The following is a 15781-nucleotide window of genomic DNA, read 5'->3' as shown; positions in this document are numbered from 1 at the left end:
CGACTAGCATCCTCCGATAAATCAAAGCGGAGGAATCATGCATTCAGCAACAGTCTGGCTCTCGTCGCTCACGCTGGCTGCGGCCGGCGGCTGGCTCGCAGCAACCGTGTTTTCGGTGCCGGCCACCAGCAAGGAGCCGCGCTTCCCGCAGCTCACGATGGAGCAGCTCAGCGACCTGCAAAAACCGCTCGGCGAGCAGATCATGAAGGTCTCGAGCGTCGGCATCGGCGGTCCCTACAATCCGATGATCCGGAGCCCGGTGCTCGGCCAACGCCTCTACGATCTGTTCTACTATTTGCGCTGGCAGACCTCGGTGCCGACCAGGCTGAACGAGTTCGCGATCCTGATCATCGGCCGGCAGTGGCGCTCGCAGGTCGAGTGGTTCGCGCACGCGCCGCTCGCCGCCAAGGCCGGTCTGCCGCCCGACGTCATCGCCGAGCTGAAGGCCGGCAACCGCCCATCGAAGATGGCCGACGACGAGGCGGTGGTGTACGACTTCGTCACCGAACTGACCACGACCAAGAAGGTCTCCGACGAGACCTATGCGCGTGCCAGGAAGATTTTCAACGATCAGCAGATCGTCGACCTCACCGCGGTCGCCGGCAATTACGTGATGGTGGCGATGATCCTGGCGATGGCTGAGGAGACAGTGCCGCCGGGCAAGGAGGAGCCGTTCAAGGTGGGTGAGAAGTAGGGCGCCGCTGCTGGCTAGCGCGCGATGGTTTGGACTCAATCGGTTTGGTCGCGGGTTCGGTTCGCCTCTCCCAAGGGAGCGGTGAAGTACCGCCGCCGCCCCAGTTCGATCTCATCATGCCTCAGCGCCCGATCGCCCGCTGCAAGGTCGGCATCAGTTTCGGGTCGCGGCATTGCGCGACGTTGAAGCGCATGAAGGCGGCGGCCGTCTGCGAGGCGCTGAACACATTCCCCGGCGCCAGCACGACATTGTCCGCGAGCGCCAGCCGCGCCACGTCGGCCGAGTCGCACCCGTCGGGCAGATGGCACCACAGATAGAAGCCGCCGCGCGGCATCAGCCAGGGTGTGACGCCGATGCGCTGCAGCTTGTCGCCGATGTCGCGGCGGGCGCGGGCAAGGCGCCGGCGCAGCTCCTCGACATGCTTGCGATAGAAACCGCTCGACAGCACGCCGGCGATGATCTCGGTCGCGACCGCGCTGGGACCGCCGAAACCGGTCGCGACCTGGAGGTCGACGAGATCCTCGATCCAGTCCGCCCGCGCGGCGACGAAGCCGCAGCGCACCGATGCCGACAGCGTCTTGGAGAAGCTGCCGATCCGGATCACGCGGCTCAGGCCATCGAGTGCGGCGAGCCGCGCCGAAGGCTCCGGCTCGAAGTCCGCAAAGATGTCGTCCTCGACGATGGTGAGATCATGGGCTGTCGCGGCATTCAGCACGCGGTGCGCGGTCTGCGGCGACAGCGTTGCACCGGTCGGATTATGCAGCGCCGAATTGGTGACATAAAGCCGCGGCCGCTCGGCGGCAAGCGTCGCCTCGAAGCTCGCGATATCGGGGCCCGATGCCGTGTAGGGCACGCTGACGATGCGAACCTGATGCGCGCGCAGCAGCGCGCGAAAATTGAAGTAGCAGGGATCGTCGACCAGCACGGTGTCGCCCGGCCGCAGCAGGAAGCGGCAGACGAGATCGATCGCCTGCGTGCCGGACGCGGTCAGCAAGAGCTGCTCGGGCGGCACCTCGAGGCCCTCGTCGGCAAACCGTGCCATCAGGATCCGGCGCAGCGTGAGCGAGCCGCGCGTCGCGCCATAGTCGGAGAGCACGGCATCGTCGGCCCGCGCCAGGCCGCGCAACGCGCGCCGCAGCGCTTCGGTAGGCATCCACTCGGCGGGCAGCCAGCCGCAGCCGGGTTTGAGCGCGCCGGTCTCGGCATCGAGCGATTGCCGCGACACCCAGAACGGATCCACCGCGCGGTCGCGCTGCGGCTGGTCCTTGGCGAGCGCGAGCGGCGGCAGCGCCGCGGACGAGACATAGAAGCCGGAGCCGGGCCGGGCGCGGATCAGGCCCTCGGCCGCCAGCCGGTCATAGGCCTCGACGACGGTGGAGGGCGACACGCCCATGGTCGCGGCCAGGCCGCGGATCGAGGGCAGGCGGTCGTCGGCGACCAGCGCACGGCTCGCCACCTTGGCGCGGATCGCGTTCATCACGTCCGTGGTCCGCGTGGCCTTCGCTGCGTTGGATTGCGGCGCATCGGATTGCTGTTGCAAGTGTATGCCTACCTTTGTCCATACAGTTTTGCAGTATTGTACTGATCTGTAGCTGCCTTGGCGAGCCTCCGCCGGCTATGGTCGGCGTTCGGAAGTGAGGTACGATGGACAAGGCTTCGATCGACGGCTGGGGCAACGGGCTTCTCGGCGTCATCATCTTCAGCGGCTCGCTGCCGGCGACACGGGTGGCCGTGGCCGGGTTCTCGCCGCTGTTTTTGACTTCGGCGCGGGCGGCGATCGCGGCGCTGCTCGGCGCCGCGCTGCTGGCGGTGCTGCGGCAGCCCTGGCCGCAGCGCAAGGACCTGGTGTCGCTGACGATCGTCGCTGTCGGCGTCGTGATCGGCTTTCCCCTGCTGACGGCGCTCGCGCTCCAGCACATCACCTCCGCGCATTCGATCGTCTTCATCGGCCTCTTGCCGCTGTCGACGGCGATCTTCGGCGTGCTGCGCGGCGGTGAGCGGCCGCAACCGCTGTTCTGGCTGTTCGCCTGCGTCGGCAGCGCGACGGTCGGCGCGTTCGCCCTGTCGAGCGACGGATCGGCGTCCCTGACCGGCGACCTCCTGATGGTCGCGGCGATTATCGTCTGCGGCCTCGGCTATGCCGAAGGCGCCGCGCTGTCGCGCCGCCTCGGCGGCTGGCAGGTGATCTCCTGGGCGCTGTTGCTGTCGGCGCCGGTGGTGCTCCTGATGACGATCATGACGCTGCCGCCGAGCTGGCAGGGCATCGGTGCGCCGGCCTGGCTCGGGCTCGCCTATGTCTCGATCTTCAGCATGCTGGTCGGCTTCGTGTTCTGGTATCGCGGCCTTGCGATCGGCGGCATCGCCAGCGTCGGCCAATTGCAGCTGCTGCAGCCGTTCTTCGGCCTCGCGCTGGCCGGCCTGTTGCTGCACGAGCAGGTGCCGTGGTCGATGATCGCGGCGACCCTGGCGGTCGTGGTCTGCGTGGTGTTCGCGCGCCGCTTCGCTTAACTGTTCTTCAGAGGGGCACACATTGCTCCATCCACGTCATTGCGAGCGAAGCGAAGCAATCCATGCCTCTCCAAGTGGGGAGATGGATTGCTTCGTCGCTATCGCTCCTCGCAATGACGGCAGTGTAAAGCATCACTGGAACACCCGCGTCTGTCAGCTCAGCTTGAACAGCGCCTGCAGGAAATCGCTAACTGCCTTGCGGGCCTCGAGCGCGGTGGTCGGGTTGCCGCCGACATGCGGGCCGAGCTCGACGCAGGCGTCCTTGTAGCTGAACGGCGCCTGGGTCGATGCATTCATCAGCACGCCGCCTTCGCCTTCCCTGATGGTGCAATGGCGCACGGTCTGCGATCCCGTTGCCTCCACCACCGTGTTGTTGCCGATCAGGCCGGCATCGAAGCCGTGCGCGGAGTCAGGATATTCGGTCAGCACCACGTCGCGCCTGGCCTCCTGCAAGCGGGCGGCATAGGCCTTGCAGCTCGCCACCGGGTTATAGTCGTCGGGCGTGCCGTGAAAGATCCGGATCGGCCGCGCCGCGACCTCGGTGTCGGTCAGATAGCCGGTCGAGCAGTCCGGATAGAACGGGATGTAGGCCGCGAACTGCACGCCGGACTTGTTCCAGAGCTTGTTGAAGCGGTCGAGGCTGGCATAGAGCGTGGCCTGGCCGCCGCGCGAAAATCCCATCAGCACGATGCGCTCGGGGTCGACCCGCGGATGCTTCGCGAGGATCTCCAGCGAATGGTAGATGTCGACGATCAGGTTGAGCCGGCCGAGCAGGGCCTGGTTCGGCCCGGTCGCGGTGAGGCCGCGGCCGGAGAAGCCGTCGATCACGAAGGTCGAGATGCCCATGCCGTTGAAGTGGCGCACCCAGCCGTCCATCCCGGCGCCGACGCCGCTCGAGCCGTGCATCAGGACCACGACCGGCAGCCGGCCGCTGCCTTGCGCGATACGGAATTCGCCGCCGACGGTGACCGCCTTGCCGTTGCTGTCGCCGTTCAAAAATTGCTGGTCGGAGATCGTCAGCGAGGGGATGCCGTAGATCTCGGTGCGCGCCGCGATCTCCTTCGGAATCTGCTGCGCGCTGGTCTCGATGCAGGTGAACAGCACGGCGCAGCAGAACAGGATCGCGGTCGCGGCGAGGCGCCAGTCTGTCAGCATCGATTCCCCCGATGTTGTCTTGATTGGCCGCGACTACAGCAATGGACGCGCACGCTGTCAATTTGACCGGCCGTGCGTGACGCTCAGGAAGCGGGCGCTAGGCGAGCTCCCGCGCTTTCCCGATCCGCCCGAGATGGGTGAAGCCGAAGCCCTTGGAATATTTCAGCCCGTAGCCGAGCGCGCGGTCGATCCCGATATGGGCGAGCCAGATCATCGCGATCGACAGCACCAGCGGCGCCGCGGCGGCAAAGCCGAGCGTCAGCAGCGCCACCGGCGCCATGTAGCTGTGGGCGGCGTTGTAGACCATCGCGCCGAACCGCGGTCCGGCGAGATAGGCGGCAAAGCTCAAATCCGGCACCAGGAACAGCAGGACATAGACCAGCCACGAGCCCTCCCATTGGGCATAGAGCACGGTCATGCCGAGGAACAGCACCAGGCCCTCCAGCCGGAGCAGGGTGCGCACCCCGCCGGTCGGTGCGCCGGTCTCGACCGTGGCCGTGTTCGTGTCGGTCATCGCCATCTCCCCAGATATCGGAAAATCCTACCGTTTTTTGCGCCCGAACCCGGCCACAACCGCCTTTCCGGTTCCGAAATGGCCGTGCTAAGCCATTTCCGAACCTCGGCTCGCGCCGGGACGCGGACTGTAGCTAACACGGGCGGAAACAAATGAAACACATCCTGGACGCCCTCGAAGACCGTCGCGCTGCCGCAAAGCTCGGCGGCGGGGAAAAGCGCATCGAGGCGCAGCACGCTCGCGGCAAGCTGACGGCGCGCGAGCGCATCGAGCTCTTGCTCGACAAGGGGTCGTTCGAGGAGTTCGACATGTTCGTCGAGCACCGCTCCACCGAGTTCGGGATGGAGAAGACCAAGGTGCCCGGCGACGGCGTCGTCACCGGCTGGGGCACCGTCAACGGCCGCAAGACGTTCGTCTTCGCCAAGGATTTTACCGTGTTCGGCGGCTCGCTGTCCGAGACCCACGCGCTGAAGATCACCAAGCTCCAGGACATGGCGATGAAGGCAAGGGCGCCCATCATCGGCCTCTATGACGCGGGCGGCGCCCGCATCCAGGAGGGCGTCGCCGCGCTCGCCGGCTATTCCTACGTGTTCCGCCGCAACGTGCTGGCCTCGGGCGTGATCCCGCAGATCTCCGTCATCATGGGCCCCTGCGCCGGCGGCGACGTCTATTCGCCTGCGATGACCGACTTCATCTTCATGGTGAAGAACACCAGCTACATGTTCGTCACCGGCCCCGACGTGGTGAAGACCGTGACCAACGAGGTCGTCACGGCGGAAGAGCTCGGCGGCGCCTCGGTGCACGCCACGCGCTCCTCGATCGCCGACGGCGCCTTCGAGAACGACGTCGAGACGCTGCTGCAGATGCGCCGCCTGATCGACTTCCTGCCGTCCAACAACACCGACGGCGTGCCGGAATGGCCGAGCTTCGACGACATCGGCCGGGTCGACATGTCCCTGGACACGCTGATCCCCGACAATCCGAACAAGCCCTACGACATGAAGGAGCTGATCCTGAAGGTCGTGGACGAGGGCGACTTCTTCGAGATCGCGGAAGCCTTCGCCAAGAACATCGTCACCGGCTTCGGCCGCATCGCCGGCCGCACCGTCGGCTTCGTCGCCAACCAGCCGATGGTGCTGGCCGGCGTGCTCGACAGCGACGCCTCACGCAAGGCGGCACGCTTCGTCCGCTTCTGCGATGCCTTCAACATCCCGATCGTCACCTTCGTCGACGTGCCGGGCTTCCTGCCGGGCACGAGCCAAGAATATGGCGGCCTGATCAAGCACGGCGCGAAGCTGCTGTTTGCGTACTCGCAGTGCACCGTGCCGCTGGTCACCATCATCACCCGCAAGGCCTATGGCGGCGCCTTCGACGTCATGGCCTCCAAGGAGATCGGCGCCGACATGAACTACGCCTGGCCGACCGCCCAGATCGCCGTGATGGGCGCCAAGGGCGCGGTCGAGATCATCTTCCGCTCTGACATCGGCGACCCCGACAAGATCGCCGCGCGCACCAAGGAATACGAAGACCGCTTCCTGTCCCCCTTCATCGCCGCCGAGCGCGGCTACATCGACGACGTCATCATGCCGCACTCGACAAGGAAGCGGATCGCGCGGGCGCTGGCCATGCTGAAGGACAAGAAGATGGAAATCCCGGCGAAGAAGCACGACAACATGCCGTTGTGAGGGGAGCATAGGGTGGGTTAGCACAAGCGTAACCCACCATCTTCGCTCCGCACGATCCGTGGCGGGTTGCGGCTTCCGCCTGACCCGCCCTACAGGTTCGAACTTGATGACCGAAGACGAGCCGACCGACGAGATCTCCGAGATCGAGGCGCAGATCGAGGAGCTTGCCGAGAGCGCCGAGCGCTCCCGGCGGATCATTCTCGGGTCGAAGGTCGCGATCGCAGGCGGGTTCGCGTTGCTGGCCGTCGCGCTGCTCGGGCTGCTGGGCGCCGGTCAGACTGCGGCACTCGGATCGATCGCGCTGGTGCTCGGCGGGATCGTCTCGCTGGGCTCCAACGTCAGCACGCTGCGGCAGACGGAGGCCGCGATCAGCACCGCCGAGGCGCGCCGCGCGCGCCTGATCGGCAACATCGACCTGCGCCTGGTTCACGACGCGCCGCTGAAGCTGATGTGAGGCGCGGCGGGCGCGCAAAGCGGCGCCGCAAACTCAGTGTCGTCTCGGCGAAAGCCAGGACCCATTGCCCCAAATCTGAATTGTTGCGCGACGCTGGGGCTGCGATCCCGTTCATCATCAAATGCGGTGGTTATGGGTCCTGGCTTTCGCCAGGACGACGATCGTGTGTGAGGAACCCGCACCGTCATCGCCAGGTTCGCCGCCTCCGCTCAAGCTTCGGCGTGAAAGGGATGCATGGCCTCGTCGAAGCCTTGGCGAAGACGGGACCGGGCGATCCAGTACGCCGCGGTTTCTCGGCTCAAGCACCGGCGTCTCTGGAATACTGAATCACCCGCATGCGCATACGCGGGTGATGACACCGTACAGGCTGTTTGAGTTGTGAATCGGAATCTCACCGACGTCGTCCCGGGCAAGCGGAGCGCGACCCGGACCCATAACCACAGTTGGTCGTGATTGTACCGTGCTGGGGCTACAGCTTGCCGCAACAATGCAAAACTGTGGTTATGGGTCCCTGCTTTCGCAGGGACGACGAGCGGAGAGAGCACTGCACGCTCCTACTTCGACGCTAGCGGCACGTAGTCGTACTCCCCGACGCCTTGCAGGATCAGGAACGTCAGCGACGTCGTGCCGGCGTTGGTGACGAGGTGAGGGCGGGTCGGGCGGACGGCGTAGACTTCGCCGACCTTCAGGTTCACTTCCTCCTTCGGCTCCTGCAGGAACAGCCGCATCTGGCCCTCCAGCACGTAGAAGGTGTCGGAGATGTTGCTGTGGGTGTGCCACGGCACCTTCTGGGTCGGCGAGAGTTGCAGCTCCATGATGCGGAAGCCGGGGCGGGCGGCGTGCTCGGCGCGGCGCTCGACTTCGTAGAGATGGCTGGCGTCCTTGACCGGTTGTCCTGGCTTCATGGCGGCCTCCCTGGGATGTTGTTCAGCGATGCTAGTCCTGTTCGACGATCCATGAAACGGTCGGAATGGGCATGACGGGTGCGCGCGGCGGGCGCGAAGCGCGGGATACGGTCGCGCCCAACCCGCGCTACGGTGTGCTCACTTCATTCCCATGCAGTTCGCATAGAACGTTGTTGTCGCCGGCCAGTCGGAGAACATCGCGCGGACGCCGACCTGCCTTGCCAGCACGTCGAGCACGGTCAGCGTGTCGCCGTCCCGGTCGATCGCAGCCTTCACCGACTTGTGGTAGAACGCACCGCCTCGGTTGAGCGGCCCGTCGCGCTCCAGCGACCAGCCGATCAGATCGAGGCCGGCGGCCTTCGCCGCCCTGGCGTAAGCCGACGGGACGATCTCGCCCTTGTCGTTCAGCGCCAGCATCGCGAAGATCGGCGGCCCCAAAATCGCGACGCCGGAGGCCTTCAATTCCTGCATCGACGGCTTCCAGGTCTCCGGCCGGTTCGGATCGAGCCCTGCTTTCTCGTAGCGGTCCTCGAGATAGAGCGCCTGGCTGGCAAAATCGGGTTCGGTCTTCACCCAATAGAGGATGTCCTTGAGGCTGAAGCTCTGCGGGAACACGTCGCTCGGCGGAATGCCGGCGGCCTTGTAGGCGGCGAGCATCTGGGTCGCATATGTCTCCTGGGTGTAGTCGCCGTCGAACGGCATCGCCACTTCCGGTGCCTTCAGCTCGGGCGTGAATTTTGCGCCGAGAACTCCTGATCAAGGCGATGCTCTCGTCATGGCTCATCAGCGTGCCGGAACTGGCGTAGAGCTCCGTGCGCCAGCGCGGCGTGCCGTTCTGGTACTCCTCCGGCGTCCTCGCATCTGGATTGAAGCCGTCCATTTTCGCGGTGAGCCGCTTGAATTCGGCGAGCGTGATGTCGCTGGTGCAGCACTTCGCCGAGGCCCTCCTGCCGGCGGCCGGATCGGCCGGGCTGAAGGGTTGCGTGCATTTTGCCGCGAGGTCCGGCACCGTCAGGATGTTGGTCGTGGTGTGCAGGTCGCATTGCGAGTGCCGGCACACCAGCTGGCGATCCCGCGTGAAGGTGACGTCGCATTCGATCACGCCGGCGCCCATCCGCGCGGCGGCGAGATAGGATTCGCGGCTATGCTCGGGAAATTGCAGCGCTGCGCCGCGATGGCCGATCGAAAAATCCGTCTTGTGGAACGGCCCGGTGCATTGGCTGAGTTGCTGCTTCAGGGGCCCGTCCTTCATCTTGTCGACCAGATAGAACGGGCGCGGCCCGAGCTGCGCCTCGCGCAGCAGCGCGATCTCCCCGGCGGCAGCCGGCAGCGCGGCGCCGAGGGCGAGCAGGAACGAGAGCAGGGCGGTGCGGAGACGGGCAAGCATAGGTGATCCCCCTGATCAGGCATTGTCAGCAAGCCGACATATCACGGAGCATATGCCGGCCGCCTGTGCGAAATGAAACCATGGAGGAACCAATGCCCGCAGCCTATTTCGTCGTCCGCGCCACTGTCACGGATGCCGCCAGGCGTCCCGCCTTCGACGCCTGGTATTCGCGCGAGCATCTGCCGGACGCGATGAAATCGTTCGGCGCCGAGCGCGCCTGGCGATGCTGGAGCCTGAGCGATCCCTCGCTGCACCAGGCGACCTATCAGTTCGCCGACGAGAAGGCGCTCGAGCGCGCGGTGAACAGCGCGGACATGAAGCGGCTGGTCGCCGACTTCAACCGTGACTGGCCGGAGGTGACGCGCACGCGCGATCTCCTGGTGCTGGCGGAGGAGGCGACGGCGGCATGATGGCTGCGTGACGTCACGACCTCGAGAACCCTCGAGTTCCATGAACGTGAACGCGCAGTTCAGCGAGCGTTCAGCTCGCGAGGCAAAAACTCGCCGCTGCAGTTGGTCCAACCCAGCAACAAAGGGAAACGCTCATGGAACGCCGGGATTTTCTGAAGATGGCCTTCGGTGTCGCCGCCGGAGCCGTCACCTTCGCAGCGGCGGCGCAGGCGGCGCCGCTCGCGCCGCTTCCCCTCAACCAGGATGCACGCGCACCAGCGGCTGGCGATGCGCATCCCGCCGTCACCACGGGCGAGGAGGTCGGCCGCATGAAGCCCGAGCAAGTACGCTGGCATCATCGCCACTGGGGTTGGCGTCACCGGCACTGGCACCGCAGGCATTGGGGCTGGCGCCGCCACCATTGGCGCCGTCATCACTGGCGCCGCTGGTGATATCGACTCCATGATGAAAAGAAAAACCCCGCGCCAGGCGGGGTTTTGTTAGTTCGCAATCTGCCGCGATCAGATCGGGCGGCAACGGCCGTAGCGCCAGACAAAGCCGTAGGGGCAGGCGCGGACACGCGGCGCCACCACGACGGGGCGCTCGACCACGACCGGCGGGCGCACGACAACGGCGCCCGGTGCGACGACGACGCCGCGATTCCTGACGCAGCCGCCATAGGGGCCACGGTGCCAGCCGGGGCCGCAGCCACCGGCTGCATCAGCGGCGCTGATGCCGGCGAATGCGGTCGTCACCAGAACTGCTGCAGCAAAAAGATACTTCATGTCTTCTCCTTTTTTTATTTGGGCCGCGCTGCGGCACCGCAACAAACTTTCGTCTACCGATTCGCCCGGCCGGATCATTGCAGAAGGCGTGCCCGATGTCGCCGACCATAATGTTGCGGCCTGAATGCGACATGAATGTTGCAGCTCACAGCTGCGTCAGCGCGCCGCAAGCCGGCTCAGCATCACTTCGAAATATTTCGTGGACGCGGGCAGCCGCGCGCTGATGGCGAGCGTACGAAAATACATCGGAAGGCGAGGCAAGCGAGACCGGCGGTTCACCGACGCTTGCCCGAAGGCGCGCCGCTATTGGTCCGTGCCGAACAGCGCGGCGAACTGCTTCTCGCCGGTGCGGGTGAAATTCACCACGCGGCTGCCGGGCGTGGCATCGCGCGAGGCCCATTTCAGCTCGGCGAAACGCTGCATCAAGGCCGCGCCCAGCGTGCCGGCCAGATGGTGGCGCCGCTCGCTCCAGTCGAGACAGGCCTTGCACACCGGGCGACGCGGATGCGTCAGCGCATCGGCGTCGATCTGCAGCTCCTCGGCCATGAAGCGCCTGCCTTCGCCGGTGAGCTCGATCGCCTGCTTGCTCTGGCGGACCAGCTTCTGCCGCTTCATGGTGTCGAGCATCTGCACGCCGAGATCGCCGGCGAGATGGTCGTAACAGATCCGCGCCCGCCGCAGCGCCGGATCCTTCGGTCCGGTGCGCACGCGCATGTGGCCTGTCCGCGCGGCGAGGCCCGCGAGGCCCTCGAGCACGCCGGCGACGTCGTCATCGGTGAGGCGGTAATAGCGGTGGCGGCCCTGCTTCTCCGGCTCGACGAGGCCGCCGGCCTCGAGCTTCGAAAGATGCGAGCTTGCGGTCTGCGGCGTGATGCCGGCCTCCTGCGCCAGCTCGCTCGCGGTGAGCGCGCGGCCGTTCATAAGCGCCGTGAGCATGTTGGCGCGGGCGGGGTCGCCGACCAGGGAGGCGATCCGGGAGATGTCGGGTCCTGCTTTCATAGTTCGATGATAGCCGAAGCATCGAGGTCGGACAAGCCGCTATTATTCACCGTGCCGTCGTTGCGAGGATTGCTTCGCTGACGCTCGCAATAACGGAAACATGACCGGAGGCCATCAATGCCCGTCACCGTCTTCATCCGCTACCAGCTCGATCCGTTCAAGCGCGCGCAGTTCGAGGAATATTCGAAGCGCTGGCTCACCATCATCCCGAGATGTGGCGGCGAGTTGATCGGCTACTTCATGCCGCACGAGGGCACCAACAACATCGCGTTCGCGCTGATCTCGTTCGACAGCCTTGCCGCCTATGAGGCCTATCGCGCGCGGCTTCGCCAGGACAAGGAGGGCGTGGCGAACTTCAACTTCGCGGAAGAAAACCGCTTCATCCTCGCCGAGGAACGGACATTTCTCCGCAAGGTCGAGGTATAGTAGGGCCACAACGGCAATGTGCGGGAGGCGCCCATGATCGCCGTGATCTTCGAAGTCTGGCCCAAGCCGGAACACCGCCAGGACTATTTCGACCTCGCGGCCGACCTCAAGCCGTTGCTGCAGACCATCGACGGCTTCATCTCGGTCGAGCGCTTCGAGAGCCTGACCGAGAAGGGCAAGATCCTGTCGGTGTCGTTCTGGCGGGATGAGGCAGCCGTGCTGGCCTGGCGCAACACGATGGAGCATCGCCGTACCCAGGCCAAGGGCCGCGCGCGGATTTTCGAGAACTATCGCTTGCGGGTGGCGAGCGTGATCCGTGATTACGGCCTGAACGAACGCGATCAGGCCCCGAAGGACAGCCGCGCGGCGCATGAGCCGCACTAGCGGGCGGATGCGTGGGTGCCTATCTGTGCGCGGCCAATGACTCCAGGGAGCGACCAATGCCACTGCCAACTGCTGACAAACGCGCCGCCTTCGAGAAGATGCACGAGAGCGGCTGCTTCATCCTGCCCAATCCGGTCGATGTCGGCAGCGCGAAAGCCTTGCAACATCTCGGTTTCAAGGCGATCGCGTCCTCGAGCGCAGGCTTTGCCTGGACCATCGGCAAGGCCGACAACCACGTCAGCGTCGAGGACGTCTGCGACCACCTGACTGCGCTGTGTGCGGCGGTCGATATTCCCGTCAATGCGGATTTCGAGGGCGGCTTCGCGGTTGAGCCCGACAAGGTCGCCGCCAATGTCGCGCGCGGCGTCAAGACCGGCGTCGCCGGGCTTTCGATCGAGGATTCCACCGGAGACGCCGCCAACCCGCTGTTCGAGCACAAGCTTGCGGTCGAGCGCATCAAGGCGGCGCGCAAGGCCATCGATGCCGACAACAGCGGTGTGTTGCTCACCGGCCGCTGTGAGGCATTCTTGTGGGGCAAGAAGGACCTCAATCTGGTGATCGAACGGCTGCAGGCCTATTCGGAAGCAGGAGCGGACGTCCTTTATTCGCCGGGCATCGCGACCAAGGAGGAGATTTCCGCGGTCGTGAAGGCGGTGGCGCCAAAGCCGGTCAATCTGTTGATCGGCGGTGCGTCGGAGCTGACGCTGCAAGCGGTCGCCGATCTCGGCGTGCGACGGATCAGCGTCGGCGGAGCGCTGGCGCGGATGGCCTGGACCGGTGTGATGAAGGCGGCCAAGGAGATGGCCGAGAAGGGCACCTTCACCGAATTCGCCAACGGCTATCCCGGCGGCGAGCTCAACAAGATGTTCAAGTAAACTCACACGCAAAAAAAGCAGCGGGCCGCTGGGGCCCGCTGCTTCGTCGCTCACGATAGCGAGCGGATTACTTGCTCTTGTCGCCGGTCGAGTCGGACGGCGCCGCCGAGCGGTCGATTTCCTGTCCGGTCGGCTTGTTGGCCGACGGCGAGGCCGGCTGTGCCGGTGCCGCGCCCGTGGTCGTGCCGGGCTGGCTGTTCGGCTTCGGCGTCACGTCGCGCATGCCCGGAGGCGGCGCGGCCGGATTGGCCGGCTGCTGCTGTGCGGTCTGCGCTGACGGCGTGGTGCCCGCCTCATGCACCGACGTATTGTTCAAGCCGTAGAACAACGCACCGAGCACCACGGCCACCGCGACGGCGAACATCGCGATCTTGGTGGTGCTGGCCGGTCCCTCCTGGAGTTCCGGATCCGGCTGCAGCTCGTTGTCCAGGCTGTTGAAGCGCGCCTGACGGCGCATTTCGTCCTCGGTCAGGTTGGCGCGATACGGATCGTCAGGTTGATGGGCCATTGCAAAGTTCCTCCGTTAGCACCTCAAAGCTAAACGCAGGGGACAATGGCTGGCGCGCGAGGATGTTCCGCGCCAATGTTGCAACCTGTTCATGCAGGAACCGCCGATTCCTCGGGTTCCAACCTGTTTCTTGAGGCCTTTTCAATGTGGACCATGCCGCCCACCGATTCGGTGCTGCACGTGCTCTCCTTCATTGCGGTTGCGGCGCAGTCGATGACGGCGGCGCTGGCGGCCGGCAGGCGCAGCATGGATTGGGCCGGCGTCTGCATGCTCGGCGCGATCACCGCGCTCGGCGGCGGCACCATCCGCGACGTGCTGCTGGGGCATTATCCGCTGCTCTGGGTCGCGCATCCGATCTATCTTGCGGTCGCGGCGGCCGGCGCCTTCGCCACCATTCTGCTGGCGCGGCTGGTGCACCGGCTCAACCTCGCATTCCTGGTGCTCGATGCGATCGGACTCGTGGTGTTCACCATGGCCGGCTGCGATGTGGCCTCGCAAGTCGACGTCCCGCTGCCGATCGTGATCGTCTCCGGCATGGTGACGGGTTGCGCCGGCGGCGTGTTGCGCGACGTGCTCTGCAACGACGTGCCGCTGCTGTTTCGATCCGAGCTCTATGCCAGCGTCTCGGTGGTGACCGGACTGTTCTATGTGACCGGCTCCGGGCTGCAGGTGAACGCCCAGCTCTGGACCGCGCTGACCTTCGCACTCGGGCTGACGTTCCGCATGCTTGCGATCCGCTACCGATGGGAGATGCCGAAATTCGTGTTCAGCGACGAGGAACGCTGAACGATTATTTCGCCGTCCGCGCCTTAGCGACCTCGTCCGCGGTGACGGCCGGCGCCGCGTTGCCCCAGGCGTTGCGGATGTAGGTCGCAACGTCCGCGACCTCCTGGTCGGTGAGCTTGGGATAGGCCGGCATCGAGCCGCCGTTCGGGGCGCGCGGCGTGGTCACGGTCTGTGCGCCGTCGAGGATGATGCGCAGCGTGCTTGTCGGATTGGCCGATTGCAGATTGGCGTTGCCGGGCAGCGGCGGATAGATCCGCGGCGCGCCGGAGCCGTCGAGTTCATGGCAGGCGATGCAGGCCGCGCGGTAGATCCGTTCGCCATCGCTCATCTGCGCCGGCGAGGGCGGGGTGACCTCCGGCTCCGGCGCGCCGGCAGGCAGGCTCTTCAGATAGACCGCGATCGCGCGCACGTCGGCGTCGCGCATCTTCGAGGTCGAATTGAGCACCACCTCGGACATCAGGGGGCCGGCATGGCTGTGCCCGTTGCGGCCGCTCTGCAGATATTCGGTGATGTCAGCCACGCTCCATGATTTCAGCCCGCTGCGTGCGGCGCCGTCGAGCCTTGGCGCGAACATGCCTTGCACCCTGCCGCCACTGAGCGCCTGGTCGCGCCGGTCGGCGCCGAAGGCGTTCTTGGGCGTGTGGCAGGCGCCGCAATGGGCGAGGGCCTCGACGAGATAGCGTCCGCGATTCCATTCCGCACCCTTGCCCTGATCCGGCTGGATGATGCCCGGCGTGAGGAACAGTGCGTTCCACGCCCGCATCAGCACGCGGTAGTTCAACGGCCAAGGCAGCTCCGGCGGCGGCGCCTTGTTGCTGACCGGCGCCAGCGTCGCGAGATAGGCACGGATCGCCAGGATGTCGTCGCGGATCAGCTTCGTGAAATTGGGGTAGGGGAAGGCGGGATAATAATGCGCGCCGCTCGGCGCGACGCCGGTCCGCAGCGCGCGCAGGAAATCGTCGTCCCTCCAGGCGCCGATTCCGGTGTCGCGGTCAGGCGTCAGGTTCGGCGCAAAGATCGCGCCGAACGGCGTGTCGATCCGCTTGCCGCCTGCGAACGGCTTGGCCGGATCGGCAGTGTGGCAGCCCGCACAGTCGCCGGCCTCGACCAGCGCCTTGCCGTGGGCGATGACGTCGTCGGTCGGCGCGGCGGCACATTCTCGGGTCGCGAGCGCACCGCACAACAGCGCGGCGACCAGAATCGCACCCGTCGTTCGAAATCGTCGCCGCATCCGATCACCTTCCGGTCCACAAGACGCGTTACGCCATTTCGCCGCGGGCCTGTCCTGCGACAGAAACCGAAACGGCCCCGCAATATTCCCGGCACG

At 65.8% G+C, this 15781-nt stretch carries 19 protein-coding genes and 1 pseudogene; 11 read left to right on the top strand and 9 right to left on the bottom strand.

Features of this window, described 5'->3' with window-relative positions:
- Nucleotides 1-37 precede the first annotated feature (37 nt).
- Nucleotides 38-694 (top strand): carboxymuconolactone decarboxylase family protein, encoded by a 657-nt coding sequence (locus tag RX327_RS23540; RefSeq protein ID WP_050384500.1) that lies wholly within the window; start codon nt 38-40, stop codon nt 692-694.
- A gap of 121 nt (nt 695-815) precedes the next feature.
- Here the strand turns inward: RX327_RS23540 and RX327_RS23535 are convergent, their stop codons facing one another.
- A complete protein-coding gene (locus RX327_RS23535) occupies nt 816-2171 on the bottom strand; it encodes a PLP-dependent aminotransferase family protein (protein ID WP_317251307.1) in 1356 nt (451 codons plus the stop codon).
- Nucleotides 2172-2338: 167 nt separating this feature from the next.
- Between RX327_RS23535 and RX327_RS23530 the strand changes: the two genes are divergently transcribed.
- Nucleotides 2339-3202 (top strand): DMT family transporter, encoded by an 864-nt coding sequence (locus RX327_RS23530; RefSeq protein WP_317247256.1) that lies wholly within the window; start codon nt 2339-2341, stop codon nt 3200-3202.
- 153 nt (nt 3203-3355) lie between these two features.
- Here the strand turns inward: RX327_RS23530 and RX327_RS23525 are convergent, their stop codons facing one another.
- On the bottom strand, nt 3356-4357 hold the full coding sequence (locus tag RX327_RS23525; RefSeq protein ID WP_050384502.1) for a dienelactone hydrolase family protein: 1002 nt from the start codon (nt 4355-4357) through the stop codon (nt 3356-3358).
- 97 nt (nt 4358-4454) lie between these two features.
- Nucleotides 4455-4877: a DUF4260 domain-containing protein gene (locus tag RX327_RS23520; protein WP_410712073.1), complete on the bottom strand. Its 423-nt coding sequence runs from the start codon at nt 4875-4877 to the stop codon at nt 4455-4457.
- A 146-nt stretch (nt 4878-5023) separates the two neighbouring features.
- Here RX327_RS23520 and RX327_RS23515 point away from each other — a divergent pair, with 146 nt between their 5' ends.
- Nucleotides 5024-6556, top strand: a complete 1533-nt coding sequence (locus RX327_RS23515) for an acyl-CoA carboxylase subunit beta (protein WP_317247254.1) — start codon at nt 5024-5026, stop codon at nt 6554-6556.
- A 106-nt stretch (nt 6557-6662) separates the two neighbouring features.
- The gene (locus RX327_RS23510) at nt 6663-7010 is read left to right on the top strand and encodes a hypothetical protein (protein WP_028338231.1); all 348 of its coding nucleotides are present in this window, start codon (nt 6663-6665) and stop codon (nt 7008-7010) included.
- Between the two features lie 554 nt (nt 7011-7564).
- On the opposite strand, the gene RX327_RS23505 is transcribed toward RX327_RS23510, so the two are convergent.
- Both RX327_RS23505 and RX327_RS23500 read right to left on the bottom strand, forming a co-directional pair.
- Nucleotides 7565-7915, bottom strand: coding sequence for a cupin domain-containing protein (locus tag RX327_RS23505; RefSeq protein ID WP_050384504.1), 351 nt, complete (start codon nt 7913-7915; stop codon nt 7565-7567).
- Nucleotides 7916-8053: 138 nt separating this feature from the next.
- Nucleotides 8054-9302 (bottom strand): annotated as a pseudogene (locus RX327_RS23500) (glycerophosphodiester phosphodiesterase family protein).
- A 92-nt stretch (nt 9303-9394) separates the two neighbouring features.
- Here RX327_RS23500 and RX327_RS23495 point away from each other — a divergent pair.
- Both RX327_RS23495 and RX327_RS23490 read left to right on the top strand, forming a co-directional pair.
- The gene (locus tag RX327_RS23495; protein ID WP_050384506.1) at nt 9395-9712 is read left to right on the top strand and encodes a hypothetical protein; all 318 of its coding nucleotides are present in this window, start codon (nt 9395-9397) and stop codon (nt 9710-9712) included.
- Between the two features lie 134 nt (nt 9713-9846).
- Nucleotides 9847-10143, top strand: coding sequence for a twin-arginine translocation signal domain-containing protein (locus RX327_RS23490; RefSeq protein WP_028338227.1), 297 nt, complete (start codon nt 9847-9849; stop codon nt 10141-10143).
- Between the two features lie 69 nt (nt 10144-10212).
- Here the strand turns inward: RX327_RS23490 and RX327_RS23485 are convergent, their stop codons facing one another.
- Nucleotides 10213-10476, bottom strand: coding sequence for a GCG_CRPN prefix-to-repeats domain-containing protein (locus RX327_RS23485; protein WP_028338226.1), 264 nt, complete (start codon nt 10474-10476; stop codon nt 10213-10215).
- Between RX327_RS23485 and RX327_RS23480 the strand changes: the two genes are divergently transcribed.
- Complete coding sequence (locus RX327_RS23480; RefSeq protein WP_283809401.1) at nt 10475-10600, top strand: hypothetical protein; 126 nt, start codon at nt 10475-10477, stop codon at nt 10598-10600. The genes RX327_RS23485 and RX327_RS23480 overlap by 2 nt on opposite strands.
- A gap of 179 nt (nt 10601-10779) precedes the next feature.
- Here RX327_RS23480 and RX327_RS23475 read toward each other — a convergent pair whose 3' ends face one another.
- Complete coding sequence (locus RX327_RS23475; protein ID WP_317247253.1) at nt 10780-11475, bottom strand: metalloregulator ArsR/SmtB family transcription factor; 696 nt, start codon at nt 11473-11475, stop codon at nt 10780-10782.
- A gap of 117 nt (nt 11476-11592) precedes the next feature.
- On the opposite strand from RX327_RS23475, the gene RX327_RS23470 reads away from it, so the two are divergent.
- The 3 genes from RX327_RS23470 to RX327_RS23460 are packed head-to-tail and all read left to right on the top strand — an operon-like array spanning nt 11593 to nt 13160.
- Nucleotides 11593-11901, top strand: coding sequence for an NIPSNAP family protein (locus tag RX327_RS23470; protein ID WP_317247252.1), 309 nt, complete (start codon nt 11593-11595; stop codon nt 11899-11901).
- Between the two features lie 33 nt (nt 11902-11934).
- The gene (locus RX327_RS23465; protein ID WP_317247251.1) at nt 11935-12285 is read left to right on the top strand and encodes an antibiotic biosynthesis monooxygenase; all 351 of its coding nucleotides are present in this window, start codon (nt 11935-11937) and stop codon (nt 12283-12285) included.
- 56 nt (nt 12286-12341) lie between these two features.
- Nucleotides 12342-13160 carry an isocitrate lyase/phosphoenolpyruvate mutase family protein gene (locus RX327_RS23460; RefSeq protein ID WP_317247250.1) on the top strand — a complete coding sequence of 273 codons (819 nt, stop codon included), beginning with the start codon at nt 12342-12344 and terminating at the stop codon, nt 13158-13160.
- Nucleotides 13161-13227: 67 nt separating this feature from the next.
- Here the strand turns inward: RX327_RS23460 and RX327_RS23455 are convergent, their stop codons facing one another.
- Entirely contained in the window at nt 13228-13668 is a 441-nt protein-coding gene (locus RX327_RS23455; RefSeq protein ID WP_028338220.1) for a hypothetical protein, read from the bottom strand.
- A gap of 144 nt (nt 13669-13812) precedes the next feature.
- Between RX327_RS23455 and RX327_RS23450 the strand changes: the two genes are divergently transcribed.
- Complete coding sequence (locus tag RX327_RS23450; protein ID WP_317247249.1) at nt 13813-14454, top strand: trimeric intracellular cation channel family protein; 642 nt, start codon at nt 13813-13815, stop codon at nt 14452-14454.
- Nucleotides 14455-14458: 4 nt separating this feature from the next.
- Here the strand turns inward: RX327_RS23450 and RX327_RS23445 are convergent, their stop codons facing one another.
- Complete coding sequence (locus RX327_RS23445) at nt 14459-15685, bottom strand: c-type cytochrome (protein ID WP_317247248.1); 1227 nt, start codon at nt 15683-15685, stop codon at nt 14459-14461.
- Nucleotides 15686-15781: the final 96 nt, after the last annotated feature.

This window comes from Bradyrhizobium sp. BEA-2-5 (genome assembly GCF_032918025.1).
Taxonomy (GTDB): Bacteria; Pseudomonadota; Alphaproteobacteria; order Rhizobiales; family Xanthobacteraceae; genus Bradyrhizobium; species Bradyrhizobium pachyrhizi.
Note: the sequence above shows the minus strand (reverse complement) of the source record. Positions and strands in the feature narration are given on the sequence as shown.

Bases quoted from the DNA above. Each gene is read 5' to 3' on its own strand.
- RX327_RS23460 (WP_317247250.1), top strand. From the start codon at position 12,342: ATGCCACTGCCAACTGCTGACAAACGCGCCGCCTTCGAGAAGATGCAC.
- RX327_RS23450 (WP_317247249.1), top strand. From the start codon at position 13,813: ATGTGGACCATGCCGCCCACCGATTCGGTGCTGCACGTGCTCTCCTTC.
- RX327_RS23495 (WP_050384506.1), top strand. From the start codon at position 9,395: ATGCCCGCAGCCTATTTCGTCGTCCGCGCCACTGTCACGGATGCCGCC.
- RX327_RS23445 (WP_317247248.1), bottom strand. From the start codon at position 15,685: ATGCGGCGACGATTTCGAACGACGGGTGCGATTCTGGTCGCCGCGCTG.
- RX327_RS23510 (WP_028338231.1), top strand. From the start codon at position 6,663: ATGACCGAAGACGAGCCGACCGACGAGATCTCCGAGATCGAGGCGCAG.
- RX327_RS23465 (WP_317247251.1), top strand. From the start codon at position 11,935: ATGATCGCCGTGATCTTCGAAGTCTGGCCCAAGCCGGAACACCGCCAG.
- RX327_RS23470 (WP_317247252.1), top strand. From the start codon at position 11,593: ATGCCCGTCACCGTCTTCATCCGCTACCAGCTCGATCCGTTCAAGCGC.
- RX327_RS23530 (WP_317247256.1), top strand. From the start codon at position 2,339: ATGGACAAGGCTTCGATCGACGGCTGGGGCAACGGGCTTCTCGGCGTC.
- RX327_RS23475 (WP_317247253.1), bottom strand. From the start codon at position 11,475: ATGAAAGCAGGACCCGACATCTCCCGGATCGCCTCCCTGGTCGGCGAC.
- RX327_RS23505 (WP_050384504.1), bottom strand. From the start codon at position 7,915: ATGAAGCCAGGACAACCGGTCAAGGACGCCAGCCATCTCTACGAAGTC.
- RX327_RS23515 (WP_317247254.1), top strand. From the start codon at position 5,024: ATGAAACACATCCTGGACGCCCTCGAAGACCGTCGCGCTGCCGCAAAG.
- RX327_RS23535 (WP_317251307.1), bottom strand. From the start codon at position 2,171: ATGAACGCGATCCGCGCCAAGGTGGCGAGCCGTGCGCTGGTCGCCGAC.
- RX327_RS23480 (WP_283809401.1), top strand. From the start codon at position 10,475: ATGTCTTCTCCTTTTTTTATTTGGGCCGCGCTGCGGCACCGCAACAAA.
- RX327_RS23520 (WP_410712073.1), bottom strand. From the start codon at position 4,877: ATGGCGATGACCGACACGAACACGGCCACGGTCGAGACCGGCGCACCG.
- RX327_RS23455 (WP_028338220.1), bottom strand. From the start codon at position 13,668: ATGGCCCATCAACCTGACGATCCGTATCGCGCCAACCTGACCGAGGAC.
- RX327_RS23525 (WP_050384502.1), bottom strand. From the start codon at position 4,357: ATGCTGACAGACTGGCGCCTCGCCGCGACCGCGATCCTGTTCTGCTGC.
- RX327_RS23490 (WP_028338227.1), top strand. From the start codon at position 9,847: ATGGAACGCCGGGATTTTCTGAAGATGGCCTTCGGTGTCGCCGCCGGA.
- RX327_RS23540 (WP_050384500.1), top strand. From the start codon at position 38: ATGCATTCAGCAACAGTCTGGCTCTCGTCGCTCACGCTGGCTGCGGCC.
- RX327_RS23485 (WP_028338226.1), bottom strand. From the start codon at position 10,476: ATGAAGTATCTTTTTGCTGCAGCAGTTCTGGTGACGACCGCATTCGCC.